Genomic DNA, 16,192 nt, shown 5'->3' with positions numbered 1-16,192 from the left:
TTAGTTATTAAGTGCAGGCGCTTAGGATTGACACTCGATCATTTTAACGGTTACGGGAAGAGTCTAATCGACTATAATTCTCCAACTCAAGACATAGGGCTGGACGCATCCCCCCAAGGATTTTTTTATAGATAAACTATAATTTGGCTAACTGGATTAAAACCATCTTGAATCGCTTCAGTTCGGCCGACTAACATGCCAATCGATCATAGCGCCAACGAGTGTTCAGACGTATATCAAGGAGAGATATTGAAATTTGGATTTCCACAAATAGTCAATGTATTTGGATTCTGTCTGCTGATCAGCACCCTGCAGTTAGCACACTTAAGCCTATATTCTATCGACCATAAAGCCCGACTCACTCAGAGTGAAATGCACCAAGATCTCGAAGCCTTGATACACGAAGTTGAATTACATTCAGCATTTGCCGCATTAGATGAGCATCGCCTCGCCAAGATACAAGCCGATGTCGAGTCTGTTATCTACCGAGCCAGTCACTCACTCGAAAGCCAATATTTTTATGCAGAGATCGTAAAGCTAGTCGCCACTCTCGAAGACCCAGGAATATTAGTCACATCTCCCAATGAGCCTCTGCCTGTTTTACCTGTGATCCTCAAGCCCGTTGCAGACTCCTGGCTTGCTCTGGATGAAAACGCGATCCCGATAGATACCGATCATCCTTTCATTACTCATATCGACGGCCTTCCTCTATCTCGCTGGGAACAAGCCAGTCAGAAATTTATCTCAAACCCGCTGAACCAGGCCATCAGTACGCGTGTACACTGGCTTTCACAGCTGGATATTCTCAGACACGACATGGGCTTGCCTCTCAAGACTCAGGTAACCTTGTCCCTCAGCGATAATCAGGATTCCAACATTCAGTTAATCTTGCCAGTTGCCAAGCAGCAGCTCCATCCTCCCAGAGAGCTCATCGCTAGCATGGAGAACAGCTTAAGCGATGAATCAACGAGTCAGCCCTTGTATGTCTCAATCGATTCGTTATCTCGCTATGATAGCGACACTGAGCTAGTGACACGCCTGGAGAAAGCTTCACGGCAAGCGTTAACCATCATAGACCTGAGGAATGCCGTTGGAGACAGTGATAAGCTGTTACACTTCATCGCCCGTCATTATCCTAACCCCAGATCTGACTATCATCAGACACAGGTACCACGACATCTGATTGCCCTAGGCCAATATCGCCGCGCCCTCGATTTCAAGTCCGACTTTCTCCGACCTCTGGGCTTTATTCCTTTCGATGAGTTTAATTTCTTCGAACAAGTGGAGTTCAGCCACACAAGCCAAACGATTGATCTGAATAATACTGACAAGTTCGGTCTCTGGTATGGAAGAAGATCGCCACGAGCTAAAAATTTAGGCACTGATGAATCAGGCACACCAGTATCGAGTCGCCTCGGCTTAATCATAGGCCCAGGGTGTCGACGAGAATGTGAGTGGATAGCCTACTTTGCTAAGTCATTGTCACGAGTGACACTTATCGGCGAGAAGACTTCAGGAGACCTAGGTAGACGGTATGGGTTCACTTTACCAAACAGCGGCATAAAGATTGAGCTTACGGCGAGCCTCACCTACAACATGCAAGGGACATTGCTATCTAGCCTAGGAACTCAACCCGATATCCCGCTGCCCATCACTGAGGTGATAAACTGGCAAGGGCTATTATCACTGATAGAAAGTGAGCAACAAGATCGAGAAACCGTCTACACTCACAAGAGTCTCGATACTGAAGCTAAGCGGGTATTAAATATCGTGCCAGACTCGGATGGGACTCCGACTTCAGAGTCCAACATGACGTTACAACAATAAAATCAGCCGCTGCAAGTGAAGGGGCAAATAGGAGGGGGATATGCCGAATCAGCAAGAATTAGTGTTAAGCGCCGATACGTTTAGCCGCGGGGCCTTGCGTATGACAGTCACCCTATTGCGTAGCATAAATCCACAACTGGCACTGACAGTACAAAATCAAATGTGCAGCCCAATAGCGCCTCAACCTGACCATAACCCGAGTCCAAAAGACAACTTCAAGATAGACCTGGCCCCATTGGACGTTAGAGGGGTAGTTGAATCCCTGCAAATAAAAGGACAACATCCTCAGGCAGACCCAGGTACTCAAATGATGGTGAAGGCACTGATCATTGACTGGATAAATTATGCACACTTACTCATAGATCTAGAAAACAGCAAGAATGCATAGTAATAAAGGAGGTATTTTGCGATGAGTAGCCCTATGGGTACTAGTCGAAGGCGATGAGTAGCCCTATGGGTACTAGTCGAAGGCGATGAGAGGTTAACAATCACCGCATCATGCCAATCATCCCATAAACAACTCAGCTCGATAACCTACCTTCATCTCTATATGCTTACATGCACCTGCTAATGTGTTAATTTGAAAGGACCATATATCAGTAACAATTAATGTACTAGGGACCTAAGATGTTTAAAATGTCGCTCAAGCTTATCCTATTATCCATACTCAGCTTCTCCGCCATGGCGACCGACCTCAAGGTTGGAGATACTGCGCCAAACTTCAGACTAGAATCTACCGATGGCAACTTCTATCAGCTAAGTGATTACTTAGGTAAACAGACTCTGGTCCTCGCCTGGTACCCTATGGCCAACACACATAGCTGTACCTTGGAGTGTCGCTCCCTGGTTCAGAAGGGACACTTGATCAGGGAATATAACGCTGTCTATATGATGGCCAGTGTCGATGACTTAGAAGACAATCAAGATTTCGCCAAGAAGCAGAAAGCCGACTTCCCCATGTTGAGCGATCCCACCAAGGAGACGGCTAAGGCCTACGATGTGCTAAATTTCGTCCGTGTCGCCAGTCGCGTCACCTTCTATGTAGGCAAGGATGGCAAGATCATTAAGATCGATGAGGATATCAATGCAATAACGGCGGCAGAAGATATCGCCGCAAACTTGGAACAGCTGGGGATAGAAAAAAGAGATTAATAATCTCTTCTCTCCCATGTATTATGGATTAATCCCCATGTAGGACGGGCTTTAGCCCATGTAGGAGGGGCTTCAGCCCCGAAGGTTTAACCCCATGTAGGAGGGGCTTCAGCCCCGAAGGTTTAACCTTCTTCAGCTTCGCGGATACGCTCTTTGCGCTCTTGCTCTTCATCGAACGCCGCTTCAATTTCAGCGAGCACCGACCCTACATCCGCAGCTTTAGTACTCTCTTTAAACTCACCAGTCAGTTCAGACTCAGGATTTAACTTACCCGACTCGAACAGAGCCCACATCTCTTTGGCATACTTACTGCTAAGAAGCTCGGGAGCAAACTGACCATAATAGCGGGTCATATTGTTTACATCACGTTCAAGCATGCGCTTAGCATTATTGTTTGCTGCCGCATCGACCGCCTGGGGGAGATCGATGATCACCGGGCCATTACTGTCCAGCAACACATTAAATTCAGACAAGTCACCATGGATTAAACCGACACACAACATACGCTGCACATCTTTCATCACTGACTTGTGCTGCTCTAGTGCCTGCTCACGGGTCAAGGTGATGTCGTTGAGCCTTGGCGCCACATATCCTTGATCGTCGGTGATCAGCTCCATCAAGAGCACACCATCGAAACAGCCGTAAGGCTGCGGGACTCTAACGCCGGCATAGGCTAGGCGAAACAGGGCATCGACTTCGGCATTTTGCCAGGAATTCTCCTGCTCATCACGGCCAAATTTCGAGCCTTTTTCCATGGCACGAGCTCGACGACTGTTACGGCTTTTTCTGCCTTCACGGTATAGTACAGCCTGTTTGAAGCTACGCTTCTCGGCTTCTTTATAAATCTTGGCACAACGAACATCGTTGCCACAGCGGACAACATAAACATCGGCCTCTTTGCCACTCATCAAGGGGCGAAGGACTTCATCAACTAAGCCTTCATCGACGAGAGGCTGAATGCGTTTCGGTATTTTCATAGCGCCGTTATACCTTACTTAAGGCTTCGATGGAATATTAAAACAAATTTTCATGGGAACAAGATCATTCCAAAAACCAAACCCACGAACGTAACTTCTACAATTACAGTAACTTTTCAAAAACTTATATTATTTCGGCTAGTTTAACAGTTCAAACGCCAGATCATAAGCCTTACCTAGATCGACCGTCTTAGGTTTTAAATCTTTTAAGCCAGCAGTGCGTTTATCCGTCGCTCTCACTGTGGCCGGATGCACTAACTCAACCTCGATGGCCGAGGTCGCGAGTATCACTCCTTCCATCAGGAAGGTCCCAGCTCCGCCGGCACCTTGGCCCTTACTGGCACGCCTGTTTATCACTATTTTCTCAACTTGATGCTCGCCGCAATAGGCCTTAACCTCTGCTGCGAACTGGCTGACCTCTTCCCGGGTGGGGTTCTTATTGAGCGTTAACTTGTTTACCTTAGGCGCCACAATCTCATGAGATTCACGCGTACCACTCAGACTTACCATTCTCACTTCATTTGCTTTTAAAAACAGTCCAGCAATAACCACTTAATGCCTCCATTTGCTAATATCTTTATAGCCGTTATTAATGCCTCTATGTACGACATAAAAAAGAGCCAGCAGGACTGGCTCTTTTTCATACTAAAATTTACTCGCCACTGGGCGTCGCTTTGCTGTTCATGTATGAGTCAAATACTATGCCCTGATCATTGATGTCCAGGCCAATCTGCACCTGCATATTGTAATCTTTCATCATAGAAAACTCTTCCGGCAATGGTTCGCCAGTCATCTCAGCCAAGCTTAAGATCGGCGCAAATACCTTGCTATAATCCAGATACACACTATATAAACCATTGTTAGCTAATTTTTCATCGGCCAGCTTATTAGCCACAATTTCGGCTTTATCTCCCGTATACAGGACTAAATGTTTGCCTTTTAGCGCCAGCTTAGGAGAGATGCCATATTCGGGCGGAAGTGGTAGCAAGTGAGCAAGGTCAACAGGGCTACCATCTTGTGGTAATTGAATATTGGCCAGTTCAGGTACGAAAGGCTTCACCATATTAAACAAGATACTCGGGTTATCTGCTGACAGGCTTATAATAGCATCGACACTCTCTAAACTTGGCTCACCCTGAGCGCCTGCGACTCGCTCGGTAAACTTATAATCGAGGAGCGCCGCACTCACGCCACGAACCCCATTTCCCATGCCGGTAAACATGCCTAACATGGCCGGGTTTTGACCCGACATCTCTTGCTGAAACTCTTGTAAAACCTGGCACTGGTATTGAGGTTGTAGCATCTCACCCCATACGGCAGTTAATGAGGGAACCAATTGGTTTAGCTCAATGCCTAGCCCCATGGAAAATACGCTATCACGACTGTTCTTCACGTAATCAGGAATGAAGCCACGCATGCGCTTGAGTGCATTTAGAAATGTCTGGTTTTTACTCTCAATCACAGTAGAGAAATCCAGACTAGTCTCTTGGTCTCCTATCGAAACACTGTTCAAACCAAATACGGTTCGCGGCCAATTAGCGGCAATAGCCGTAAACTCACTATGGCACTCAGGGCTACGCAGCGCCGACAGTGGGTCTTCACCCTCTTGAGCAAGAATAGCCGTAATCTGGCGAGCCAGCTGATTACCATCTTGGGTGGTAATGGCCTTAACTAACTCTTGGTGATTGACGAAGCCGACAGCTACATCGCTAAAGCCATGGGTGTTAATGATATCTTGTAATATCTTTGAATCCGCTAGGGAAGGTGTAACAGGATTAATGCCAAGAGCCGTTTCCAGAGTCTCTTCGGCAAGCATAGAGGTATTCAAGGTGATCGTTAGCAAGCCATCTTGCTGTAAAAACAGCAATTCAATCGCTTGGTCATCGCCTGGATCTGTTAATGTATAAGAGCGATATTTGAGACCTTTCAAAGTCTTCATCTGGTGACTCAAGCCACTGTCTTGTTCCGCCTTATCCAGCAGGGCCCAAATAGCCTCAGGCTTTTCGACGTCGAGTTTTAGTACAGGTAACAGGCCTAAGGTGTAAAAATAACTTCTAATATCATCGGCTAAACCAAAAGTGGTCACAAATTTTTGACCGCTCTCCATACTATCCATATAGGCCTTACTCAAGCTGACAAAAAACTTGGCCCGGGCATCATCAGACTCCGCTAACTCGGCAAACATATACTCTGGATAGGTCTTATAACTTGGAGATAATGAATTGATATATGACTTGATAGGGAAAGGCGTTAACTGACCCGAAAAAATAGGCGTATCGGCAGGTACCGAAGCCAATACTTCATTAGACTGACTCGCTCCCCCTCCGGACTGCTGGCTAAACCAATACCCGCCGGCACCGACGGCAACCACTGCCGCAGCGATTAGTATTTTTTTCATTCATTAAACTCCATTTTAGAGGTCAAAATTTGTATTTCGGGGGAATATTGAGACACCCTGACATTTAAGTTTTCAATATACTACAAATGTAGATAAAAAGGTTTCAAAAATTGATCCCCTCCCTTGTAGGAGGGGCTTTAGCCCCGATGTTCTAGGTTCTAAAATAGAATAACAAAGATATTGGAATAAGAAACTAGCGTGGCGTTACAGGAGAGTAAATTTTGAAATGGGCTAGGTGGACTTTAGAATTTGGGCTGTTCCTGAATAGCCGCATCGGGCTATTCAGGGGGAACGGCTGTTGATTAAGCAGGCGCTAACAAGCCAATCAAAACCACCTAGCACCTAATCACATTAAATAAGATACGTGAGGTGAATAGGCTTGCTGCAATATCTATATATCGAAGTGCAGACCACATTCACGTTTAAGGCCGTTGAAACGCGTCTCCTCTTCACTCATGCCCAGCTCCAATGGCTTGCTGGAATGGGTATCGCCCACAGAGACGTAACCTTGCTCCCAAAGCGGATGATAAGGCAGGTCATGTTCAGTCAAGTATTGATGCACATCCTTATTGCTCCAATCCAAAATGGGTAAGATCTTATAGCGCGAGCCATTAATCGCTAGGATTGGCAGAGCCTCTCGAGTGCTGGATTGACTGCGACGCAGCCCAGCAAACCAGGTACCTACTTCGAGCTCAGCTAAGGCTCGTTGCATGGGCTCGACCTTGTTCATACGGTTATATTGCTCTAAACCATCTAGGCCTTGGTGCCACAACTGGCCAAAACGCGCCTCCTGCCAGGCAGGGGTCATGGGTGAGGCAAATATCTTAAGATTTAGCGATAAGCGTTCGGTCAGCTCGTCGATAAACTGATAAGTTTCAGCAAACAGGTAACCTGTATCGGTCAAGATCACCGCAATATCTGGCTTCTCAGTGCTGACCAGATTCAACATCACGGCCCCTTGAATACCGAAACTCGACGATAACGCATGAGTACCTGGGAGATACTCCAATCCCCAGGCGACTCTTTGCTTAGGAGTCAGCTCTTCGAGGAAGTGATTGATACGCGCAAGCTCGCTCTGCTGCTCGATTGCCGGCGCGCTTAACAGGGCTAACAGCTCTGGTGCTGATACCAGAGATTCAAGCTGAGTATTTGATTCAGGCATGACTAGTCTGTCCATGAAAATCCTTAGCGGCATCGATTACCGCGGCTACTACGCCTATGCGCACCGTGAAATTACCGAAGGTTTCGCCCTCTTCTCGCTCACCCGCATATCTGGCGAACAAGCTATCAAGCTCGGCTAAGATCTCGGCTTCTTGAATATTCTCACGATAGAGTTTATTTAAACGTGTGCCTTCGAAGTTTGCACCCAGATATAGGTTATAGCGACCCGGTGCCTTACCTACCAGGCCAATCTCTGCCGCGAAGGGTCTGGCACAACCATTAGGGCAACCCGTCATGCGAATGACTATTCCTTGGTCCAGAAAGCCATGTTTCTCCTGCAATGACTCTACTTTAGTCAGGAAGTCAGGAAAATAACGCTCGGCTTCCGCCATGGCAAGGGCACAAGTTGGCAATGCCACACAGGCAATTGAGCGGCCTCGGGTGGCGGTGATCACTTTCCCCATCAGACCATGGCTACGGGCTAATGCTTCGATCTCAGCCTTATCCTCTGCGGCAACGCGGGCTATGATAAGATTTTGATTAGAGGTCATACGGAAATCGCCCTTATGTATCTTGGCAATCTCCCGCAATCCGGTTTGCAACGGCTGGTCCGGAAGGTCCTTGATGCGCCCGCCTTCGATGAATAACGTTAGGTGCCACTGGTTATCTACACCTTTTATCCAACCATAACGGTCGCCGCGGTCGCCAATGACCACATCACGTTTGGGCTCAAATTTAACCCCGGCGCGCTTCTCTACTTCGGCCTTAAATACCTCATAGCCATACTTGACTATGGTGTACTTGAGCCTCGACAGTTTGCGGTTAGAGCGGTTACCCCAGTCACGCTGAACTTTTAATATCGCCTCGGCAAACTTCAATGTGTCTTCGGCCTTAATATAGCCAAAATCATCGGCAAGACGTGGAAATGTCTGCACTTCACCATGGGTTGAGCCCATGCCGCCACCGGCGACTAAGTTAAAGCCGATAAGCTCGCCTTCTTCCGCTACCGCGATAAAACCCAGATCATTGGTGTACACGTCGACATCATTATCAGGCGGCACGGCCACGGCCATCTTGAACTTACGTGGCAAGTAAGTCTTGCCATAAACTGGCTCGACATCATCACCTTCACTGGTGGCAACCTTGTCATCTCCCAGCCAGATCTCGGCGTAAGCCTTAGTGCGTGGCAAGTAGTTATCCGACAGTTTTTTGGCCCAATAAAAAGCCTGCTCGTGTAAGCGAGATTCTACTGGGTTGGGGTTACACATGACATTACGGTTCACGTCACCACAGGCGGCAATCGAGTCCAGCGCCTTGCTGTCCAGACTCTGGATCAAGGTTCTCAAATTACGCTTAGAGATGCCGTGATACTGAAAGGTCTGACGCGTAGTCAAGCGTATGCTGTTGGAGCTGGTCAGGCTTGACGCTATTTCATCGACGCCCAGCCACTGATCCGGAGTACACACACCACCGGCAACACGGGCACGCAACATGAAACTATAAAGCGGCTCCAGTTTCTGCTGTTTACGTTCGTTTCTTAAGTCGCGGTCATCTTGCTGGTAAAAGCCATGAAACTTGATCAGCTGCTGATCTCCTTCACTAAATGATCCCGTGACCGCGGTATCTAAGCCTTCCTCAATGGTTCCTCTCAGAAAATTACTGTCGGTTTTAAGATGCTCATTGACTGATAATGGCTCTGCTTGCTGTACATTTTTATTTTCTGACATGGCTACCGTCTCACTCATCTCTGGTGCGACGCTCTAAATAGGCATCGCATCTTATATTAGGTTTAAACAGAAGATCCCATTACCGAGTATTCAGACCCGGTAAGGCTTCTCAAGATCAATAAACGTCTTTCTGATAACGCTTGTCGCGGCGTAATTGCTCAAAGTAGGCCTCGGCCTCTTCCTCGTTTTTACCGCCAAACTTCACCGCGATATCCAGCAAGGCCTGGTGCACATCTTTCGCCATACGCTCGGCATCACCACAGATATAGAAATGCGCGCCGGACTCAAGCCAGTTCCATAACTCTTCACCCTGCTCGGCGATTCTGTGCTGCACATAGATCTTATGGTCTTGATCTCTAGAGAAGGCTAAATCTATACGAGATAACGAGCCATCTTGCAGATATTGCTGCCACTCAGTTTGATAGAGAAAATCCTGCTCAAAATGTGGGTTACCGAAGATAAGCCAGCTATTGCCCTCAATCCCTTGAGCCGCACGCTCTTGCATGAAGGCTCTAAACGGCGCTATTCCTGTGCCCGGCCCCACCATGATCACTGGTGTCTCTGGATTTTCCGGTAACCTGAAATGCTTGTTCGGTTCGACATAAACCTTCACTTCGGCGCCTTCTTGTGCCTGAGCCAGAAACTGTGAGGCGCCGCCAAATCTTGTGGCTCCTGCGCGTTCATCCTCGACTAAGGCAACGGTCAAGTGTACCTCTGACTCGACCTCAGACTGACTCGATGCAATGGAATACAGACGAGGTGTGATGGGACGCAGCATGGCTAACAGCTGAATAGAGGTCACCTCTGCGCTGTAAGTAGCCACAAGGTCCGCTAGTTGATTATTTCGCACAAACTGCCGAGTCAGCTCCTTGTCATCACAGATACTCAACAGCTCGGCATTACCGCTAAGTGCGGCCCAATCTTTAATCAGACCAGGATAAAGCTGAGTCAGCTCTTTCTTCTCGATTAACGCTTGCTTAAGCGATAGCTCATCCTTACCCAAGGTGACGACTTCATCGCCGTCGAGGGATAATTTAGTCAGTAACTCTTCGACTAACGTTTCTGTATTAGTAAACCAGACCCCCAGCGCATCACCCGCCTGATAGCTCAGTCCAGACTCGCCCAAGTCGATTTCGACGTGACGTACGTCACGATCCGAGCCCCGGCCCGTTAATTTCTGACTCACGAGAAGCTCGGCCGTATAAGGCTTTTGCTTGGTGAATTCACTCGTTGTAGCACCTGTTATGCCCGTAGCGGAAAGTGCCGCTCCAGAAAAAGACACGACACTGGCACCTGAGGCGTCGATTAGCGGCTTAACGGCCTCTAACACACTCGCTTGCCACAACTCGGCGGCAGATTCATAGTCAACATCACACTCAACCAGAGATTGGAGTGGCTTAGCGCCGAGTGCAGCGAGTCGTTCATCGAAGTCTTTACCTGTCTGGCAGAAGAATTCATAACTCGAATCCCCCAAAGCCAACACCGAATAGTTCAAGTTTTCTAATTTAGGCGCTCGCTTAGATGCCAGGAATTTATGCAATTCGATAGCATCATCGGGCGCTTCGCCTTCACCGTGAGTGCTCACGACAGCCAATAATAGGGTTTCTTGCTTCAGTTGACGGACCTTGTAATCCCCCATAGAAGCCAGGTTGACGGCGTACCCTAGGGCTTGAGCCTTAGCGGCTAACTCGCTTGCAACCCCACGACCATTACCGGTTTGACTACCGTATAGTATGGTGATGGTTTGTGCCGGAGCGCGTTGAGTAGCCGCTTCGCTACCAAGCTGATTGACTCCTTGCTCGGCAGTAGCAGATAGATATCCACTCACCCACGCAAGTTGCACGGCACTCAGCTCAGCGGTGAGCTGCTTTAACTTATCCACCTGCCCTGTCGACAGTGGCGAAGCGAGTGATGAAAGCTCTTTTAACAACATGGGTACGGCCCTATATCAGTGTAATGTCAGTTAGCTTAGCCCCGATGAAGAAAAGCAAAAAAGAATAAAATCTGATTTTTAATACCTTTTTGGAATATAGAGCGGTTTTTTTTGAACAGACAAGCCTGATGACCGATAAATAACGGCATGTATAAGGGAATTAATCTTGCTCTCCAGGCTAGGAATAGCCTGGGTTTGCTTCGAATTACGAGTCGATTTCCGAGCGTGAAGTTAGATAAACGCAATTGCATTCAGCATGTATACAGATGCGTTAAGAGATAATAAATCTTTTAACTTTCCATTTTCATTTTATACTAGCCAGACTAAGAACTCTAAAACAACTCTATGAAAACGCATTCTCCGTTCCTATCGTCATCACAGCAGTTTGCTCAATCCCTCGCCCTAACGCTCGCGTTATTTAGCGGACTGGCACTATCATCGGAGCACAGCGATCCTGAAACGATTGAGCCAGATGAGCCCCTGCCTAAGATCTATGCCACACAATTCCAGACGGAAACCTGGGGGCTGGGGATAGGCATGAGACGGGGAGATATCCCTTTTGCTGTAGACAATGACGAGGTATACGATGTACTCCCGCTGATCAAATACCGCAACGACTATTTCTTCATCGATGGCATGGAAGCGGGTTTACACCTTTGGAAGAATGATGAGCATCAGATTAACCTCTATACCCGCTTTCGTTTCGTCGATATCCCTCAGGAGCTGCAGAACAAGTCGCAATCCCAGGCCTTCGACTTAGGCTTGCAGTATCGATTCTTCCATGACGCATGGGAATTTGATGTCGCCTTCATGTCTGACTCGGATAAACGCAGCTACGGCTACACCCGAACTCAGTATCATTGGGAGTCAGGCAACTGGTACCTTAATCCCTATGCCGAGTTTCATTGGAAGAGTAGCGACTTTAACCAGCATTACTATGGCTTAGATCAATATGAAACGGGTGGCGGCATAGAGTTTAATGCTGGGGTAAAGGCCAGGTATCACCTCTATAGTAATTTATATCTGCTAGGCAAGTTTGGCGTGGGGCGCATCGATGATGACACGGCTAGCCTGCCGACCCTAGATACTCAATATCAATTTGAATCTTTTCTCGGTTTCGGCTTCTTTCCAGACTTCAGTAATACCAGCAAAGCCACCAACAAAAAGACCAGTAAATCGAATTCGACAGCCTCCTCCGGTGGCAGCGATGACGAGTTTATTCGCATCGCACATGGTTGGGCCACGCCTTCAAACCTGAACGCCATCTTCTCCTGGCAGACCAAGACAGACCCATACAAGAATCAATTGACCTCGGTATTCTACGGTACGCGTCTCACCGAGACCCTGTTTAACTTTCCTATCGAGCTCTACTTCACCCCGGGCCTAGTCTGGCACCATGATTCAGAAGTACAGAGCAACTTGGCGGAAGCCGTCATTGCCATAAAGGCCTTCTATACCTTCGAATTTGGCCCGAGATGGCGTCTGGGTGTCGCCGAAGGGCTATCTTATGTGTCTGGTGTCACCTATATAGAAGGCTCAGAGCTGGAAGAGAAAGGTTATAAGCCCTCAAAATTACTCAACTATCTGGATTTTTCTTTAGATGTAAATATGGGCGACCTATTTAATAAGCCCTCTTTAGACAAGATGTGGGTGGGTTACAGCATACACCACAGATCCGGCATCTATGAGAAGAGCTCAGCCTTTGGCCGCATCGGTGGCGGCAGTAACTACCAGAGCTTATACATACAGTGGCACTTCTAATGTAAAATCAGCAATAGCAGAGGCTGTTAAGCGAATATTAATCAAAAATGCGAACCCGCTTGCATCAAATATCAGCATCTGGGTATTATGATGCTAGATTCAAAATATTCATGAGTGAGTAACGATAAGTGGTTAATATGCAAGCATCGGCCATCAGTTCTTTCCCAGGTTTCGATGAGAGAAGGATCACTCAGCCAAACATTAATCAACACTGGAACAGGCTATCGAGGGCACAAAGGTTCGCGTTTTATGCCTTAGCAAAATTTGGCTATCGACTGTTTTTCGTCAGGCAATCTGACAATGAACATACCGCAGTGGTGAGACAAGCGGATCACCTGGTCACTATCGACAGCGAAGGTGATATCGACTTTAATCCCAATCTGGAGTTACGTGATAATTAACGCCCATAGGGATCTTGAGCCTCAATAAAAAAGGAGCACCTAGCTCCTTTTTTATTCTTCCAACTAGATCGTTCGCCTAGGCCGCTGCAGCCGCAACCCTCAAGTCTTGAGACAATAAGATCTGCGCACTTCTTCCCAACAGATCATTGAATACACTCTGCCCCTGTGAGTCCAAGTTTGATATTGCCGTATCTCTAGCCCTATCGATCGCCTTAAACATGCTGATATCTTTACTCGAATAACCACACAGGCTAAAAAACAGACGCAGGATAGAACAAAAACGATGACTTTCAATGGCTTCCATCCAAGATTTTTCTAATGCCGTTGCCGACGAAAAATCCAATTCATCGATAAAGATGTCTGCAATATTGGCATCTAATCGTATTAGAAACTCAGCTTTACGAGGAAAATGATGGCTGATGCCGGTGCGACTGATCCCGGTCGCCTCAGACAAGGTAGTATAAGACATTGACTCATAGCCGATCGATAGAATCTGGTGTAACGCCTCATCCAAAATCTGCTTAATGGTTTGTTCTGTTTGCGCTTTTGAACGTTTGGCCATGACTGCTCCCTCTTCTTATTATTTAACAGCGTATGCCCTTTCGCGACTTAGCGAGCGGCACCAGATGCTATCAAACCAGAAAAGCGAATACCTGAATAACTCAGTTTATCAGCAAGATATCAGATACTTGTTCAGCTAAGGTTCAGCTAAAAAAGCAAGATTTACAGAGTCATTAACATACTTAGATCTTGTCGCCATATAGTGAAACTTCTGCCTATTAAACAAGAGAGACAGAAGAAGCCAGAGTATCTAGGGCTACTTGTTCGAATTAAGGCATTCAGCTAAAAAACGAGATTTACAGACTTTGCTCTCGTAGCCATAGGTCGGCAGCCTCTCTTCCGAGTAAACTCACTAAGGTTGACTCAAAATACCGGCGCAGGGCAGGCTTACGCCAATACATATAACTGGGAAGTTGTAGCGATGCCTGAGTGCTGAAGCTTCTATGTATTAAGCTGGAGAATTCATCCAGAGTATCTTGGTTTGCCTGTTCGAGTTGAGGTAAAAAATCCCCCATCAAGGCTTCGAATGTTTCAAAATGAGTTAACTCCTCCACCTTGTAGCGGCTTAACAGCTGAGATAACACCGGCACGGTCCAATGAGACATGAAGGACACATCTTGCATCACATCGATATTTCTTCTGTGATATTGCTGCCAGGCTAGATCCAATCCTTGTTTTTCTCTCGCCGAACGCCAGACCAGATAACAGTCCGCCAGCCATTCATGTTGATAATCAGTCAGCCCCTCCATCAGCCCCTTATCCACTAAATCTACCGCTTGCAGATGACCGAGTTCATGCCATAGGGTCAATTGTTGTGACTCAACCAAGGGAAAAGAATACAGCTCACCCGAGAGATCCACCAATATGGTCTGCGGAATATTGGAGGGTGAGATTAAAATCAGGCCTGATACTTGTGTGTCCACAAGAGGTAACACCATGGCCCCTCTTCGTCCCATGGCGCGATTAAGGCCATCGATAGAATTCGGCACTTGTTGCCTGACTCTAGGGGGCAAGTGAGCGAGACAAGATCCCAGTTCTGTCATCTGGCACACCAGTGCCTGCTTCGCGCCAACCTCGGTCCAATACACCCCTGAGCTCAGAGCCAGTGCCAGCCAAATCACAATTCAACCTTAAAATTTCTGATAATTTCAATACTCCAAGACCCCCGCCGCTCACGAGCTAACGCTTGCTGATGCGGCCAGAGAAAGTTTCATAATACTTATGTCTTAATTTGTATAACTAATCCTCGATGCAGCAAATTTTATTCATTATTAGCAGTGAGAATGTAGGCTGATATTAACCTCTATTGGGCTAATTACGTTAGAATAAGCACTATCTTTTCCCCTATTTGAGTTATCCGTGGTAGAAAAAGCCCAATTTTCGACACATCTATATCACCCAAAGTACTGGCTACTCTGGTTCGGTCTCGGTTTAATGCGCCTGACACAAGTGCTCCCCCTATCGATACAGATGAAACTCGGTAGTCTCATCGGGCGCTTAGCGAAAACCGTCATGGGCAGTCGAGTCAAGACAGCCAAACGTAATTTGGAACTTTGCTTCCCCGAGATGAGCGACAACGAACGACAGGACTTGTTGACGCGTAATTTTGCAGAAACGGGCAAGGCCATCTTCGATACCATCAATGCCTGGTGGTGGTCCGATGCAAGGGTGCAACGCCACATGAGCATAACAGGCCAACAACATGTCGAACAGACGTTGGCTGACGGCCATGGAGTGATCCTGTTCGCCGTACATTGTCTACCGCTGGAAATGGGAGGAAGAATTTTTGGCCAGTTTCGCCCCAGCGTGGGCGTTTATCGTCCCCATAATAATCCAGTGCTGGAATACCTTCAGGTCAAGGGACGTCTGCGATCCAATAAGGCTCTGGTGTCTAAACGAGATCTGCGTAAGATGGTACGCTGCCTGAGAAGCCCAGATGTCATCTGGTACACGGCGGATCAAGATTTTGGCCGCTCCAGTGCCACCTTCATTCCCTTCTTCGCCATGCAAGAAGCGGCAACCATCACAGGCGCCACCACCTTGGCACGTCTGGGCAAGGCCAAGGTATTGCCCTTCAGTGTGGTCCGTAACGCCGACGATAAAGGCTACACCATAGAGATCATGCCGCCTGTCGATAACTTCCCCGGAGAAGATGAGATTGTAGATGCGAAGCGAGGCAATAAGATCATTGAAGGGATCATCGAGCGTGCACCCAGCCAGTATATGTGGTTACACCGCCGCTTCAAGACTCGCCCTAACAAGGATGACCCTTCGGTTTATTAAGCTCTGTTCTC

14 protein-coding genes are annotated in these 16,192 nt (G+C 47.4%); 6 read left to right on the top strand and 8 right to left on the bottom strand.

All coding sequences use genetic code 11. From position 1 onward, the window contains the following. Nucleotides 1–249: 249 nt before the first annotated feature. The 3 genes from HRU42_RS03045 (at nt 250) to HRU42_RS03035 (ending at nt 2,979) form a co-directional block, all read left to right on the top strand. Nucleotides 250–1,827: a S41 family peptidase gene (locus tag HRU42_RS03045; RefSeq protein ID WP_295028872.1), complete on the top strand. Its 1,578-nt coding sequence runs from the start codon at nt 250–252 to the stop codon at nt 1,825–1,827. 40 nt (nt 1,828–1,867) lie between these two features. Continuing rightward, nucleotides 1,868–2,215, top strand: coding sequence for a hypothetical protein (locus tag HRU42_RS03040; protein WP_295028871.1), 348 nt, complete (start codon nt 1,868–1,870; stop codon nt 2,213–2,215). Between the two features lie 239 nt (nt 2,216–2,454). Beyond that, the gene (locus HRU42_RS03035) at nt 2,455–2,979 is read left to right on the top strand and encodes a redoxin domain-containing protein (protein WP_295028870.1); all 525 of its coding nucleotides are present in this window, start codon (nt 2,455–2,457) and stop codon (nt 2,977–2,979) included. A 122-nt stretch (nt 2,980–3,101) separates the two neighbouring features. Here the strand turns inward: HRU42_RS03035 and HRU42_RS03030 are convergent, their stop codons facing one another. The 6 genes from HRU42_RS03030 to HRU42_RS03005 all read right to left on the bottom strand — a co-directional run bounded on the left by HRU42_RS03030 (nt 3,102) and on the right by HRU42_RS03005 (nt 11,175). After that, nucleotides 3,102–3,956 carry a PA4780 family RIO1-like protein kinase gene (locus HRU42_RS03030; RefSeq protein WP_295028869.1) on the bottom strand — a complete coding sequence of 285 codons (855 nt, stop codon included), beginning with the start codon at nt 3,954–3,956 and terminating at the stop codon, nt 3,102–3,104. A 138-nt stretch (nt 3,957–4,094) separates the two neighbouring features. Beyond that, nucleotides 4,095–4,508 carry a DUF3010 family protein gene (locus HRU42_RS03025; protein WP_295028868.1) on the bottom strand — a complete coding sequence of 138 codons (414 nt, stop codon included), beginning with the start codon at nt 4,506–4,508 and terminating at the stop codon, nt 4,095–4,097. 100 nt (nt 4,509–4,608) lie between these two features. Then, nucleotides 4,609–6,354, bottom strand: coding sequence for a hypothetical protein (locus HRU42_RS03020; protein WP_295028867.1), 1,746 nt, complete (start codon nt 6,352–6,354; stop codon nt 4,609–4,611). Nucleotides 6,355–6,745: 391 nt separating this feature from the next. Beyond that, nucleotides 6,746–7,531, bottom strand: a complete 786-nt coding sequence (locus HRU42_RS03015) for a phosphoadenylyl-sulfate reductase (protein ID WP_295028866.1) — start codon at nt 7,529–7,531, stop codon at nt 6,746–6,748. Next, complete coding sequence (gene cysI, locus HRU42_RS03010) at nt 7,509–9,242, bottom strand: assimilatory sulfite reductase (NADPH) hemoprotein subunit (RefSeq protein ID WP_295028865.1); 1,734 nt, start codon at nt 9,240–9,242, stop codon at nt 7,509–7,511. The genes HRU42_RS03015 and cysI overlap by 23 nt, the downstream gene beginning before the upstream one ends. Nucleotides 9,243–9,357: 115 nt before the next feature. Next, complete coding sequence (locus tag HRU42_RS03005; protein ID WP_295028864.1) at nt 9,358–11,175, bottom strand: assimilatory sulfite reductase (NADPH) flavoprotein subunit; 1,818 nt, start codon at nt 11,173–11,175, stop codon at nt 9,358–9,360. Nucleotides 11,176–11,520: 345 nt separating this feature from the next. On the opposite strand from HRU42_RS03005, the gene HRU42_RS03000 reads away from it, so the two are divergent. Both HRU42_RS03000 and HRU42_RS02995 read left to right on the top strand, forming a co-directional pair. Beyond that, nucleotides 11,521–12,936, top strand: a complete 1,416-nt coding sequence (locus HRU42_RS03000; protein ID WP_295028863.1) for a MipA/OmpV family protein — start codon at nt 11,521–11,523, stop codon at nt 12,934–12,936. Nucleotides 12,937–13,073: 137 nt separating this feature from the next. Then, nucleotides 13,074–13,337, top strand: coding sequence for a hypothetical protein (locus HRU42_RS02995; RefSeq protein WP_295028862.1), 264 nt, complete (start codon nt 13,074–13,076; stop codon nt 13,335–13,337). A 76-nt stretch (nt 13,338–13,413) separates the two neighbouring features. On the opposite strand, the gene HRU42_RS02990 is transcribed toward HRU42_RS02995, so the two are convergent. Then, entirely contained in the window at nt 13,414–13,899 is a 486-nt protein-coding gene (locus HRU42_RS02990) for a TetR family transcriptional regulator (RefSeq protein ID WP_295028861.1), read from the bottom strand. Nucleotides 13,900–14,194: 295 nt separating this feature from the next. Beyond that, on the bottom strand, nt 14,195–15,019 hold the full coding sequence (locus HRU42_RS02985) for a hypothetical protein (protein WP_295028860.1): 825 nt from the start codon (nt 15,017–15,019) through the stop codon (nt 14,195–14,197). 238 nt (nt 15,020–15,257) lie between these two features. Here HRU42_RS02985 and HRU42_RS02980 point away from each other — a divergent pair, with 238 nt between their 5' ends. Beyond that, nucleotides 15,258–16,181, top strand: coding sequence for an LpxL/LpxP family Kdo(2)-lipid IV(A) lauroyl/palmitoleoyl acyltransferase (locus tag HRU42_RS02980; protein WP_295028859.1), 924 nt, complete (start codon nt 15,258–15,260; stop codon nt 16,179–16,181). Nucleotides 16,182–16,192 lie beyond the last annotated feature (11 nt).

The sequence above is a fragment of the Shewanella sp. genome, assembly GCF_013214165.1.
Taxonomy (GTDB): Bacteria; Pseudomonadota; Gammaproteobacteria; order Enterobacterales; family Shewanellaceae; genus Shewanella.
Note: the sequence above shows the minus strand (reverse complement) of the source record. Positions and strands in the feature narration are given on the sequence as shown.

Bases quoted from the DNA above. Each gene is read 5' to 3' on its own strand.
- HRU42_RS03040 (WP_295028871.1), top strand. From the start codon at position 1,868: ATGCCGAATCAGCAAGAATTAGTGTTAAGCGCCGATACGTTTAGCCGC.
- HRU42_RS03035 (WP_295028870.1), top strand. From the start codon at position 2,455: ATGTTTAAAATGTCGCTCAAGCTTATCCTATTATCCATACTCAGCTTC.
- HRU42_RS03030 (WP_295028869.1), bottom strand. From the start codon at position 3,956: ATGAAAATACCGAAACGCATTCAGCCTCTCGTCGATGAAGGCTTAGTT.
- HRU42_RS03020 (WP_295028867.1), bottom strand. From the start codon at position 6,354: ATGAAAAAAATACTAATCGCTGCGGCAGTGGTTGCCGTCGGTGCCGGC.
- HRU42_RS03015 (WP_295028866.1), bottom strand. From the start codon at position 7,531: ATGGACAGACTAGTCATGCCTGAATCAAATACTCAGCTTGAATCTCTG.
- cysI (WP_295028865.1), bottom strand. From the start codon at position 9,242: ATGTCAGAAAATAAAAATGTACAGCAAGCAGAGCCATTATCAGTCAAT.
- HRU42_RS03005 (WP_295028864.1), bottom strand. From the start codon at position 11,175: ATGTTGTTAAAAGAGCTTTCATCACTCGCTTCGCCACTGTCGACAGGG.
- HRU42_RS03000 (WP_295028863.1), top strand. From the start codon at position 11,521: ATGAAAACGCATTCTCCGTTCCTATCGTCATCACAGCAGTTTGCTCAA.
- HRU42_RS02995 (WP_295028862.1), top strand. From the start codon at position 13,074: ATGCAAGCATCGGCCATCAGTTCTTTCCCAGGTTTCGATGAGAGAAGG.
- HRU42_RS02990 (WP_295028861.1), bottom strand. From the start codon at position 13,899: ATGGCCAAACGTTCAAAAGCGCAAACAGAACAAACCATTAAGCAGATT.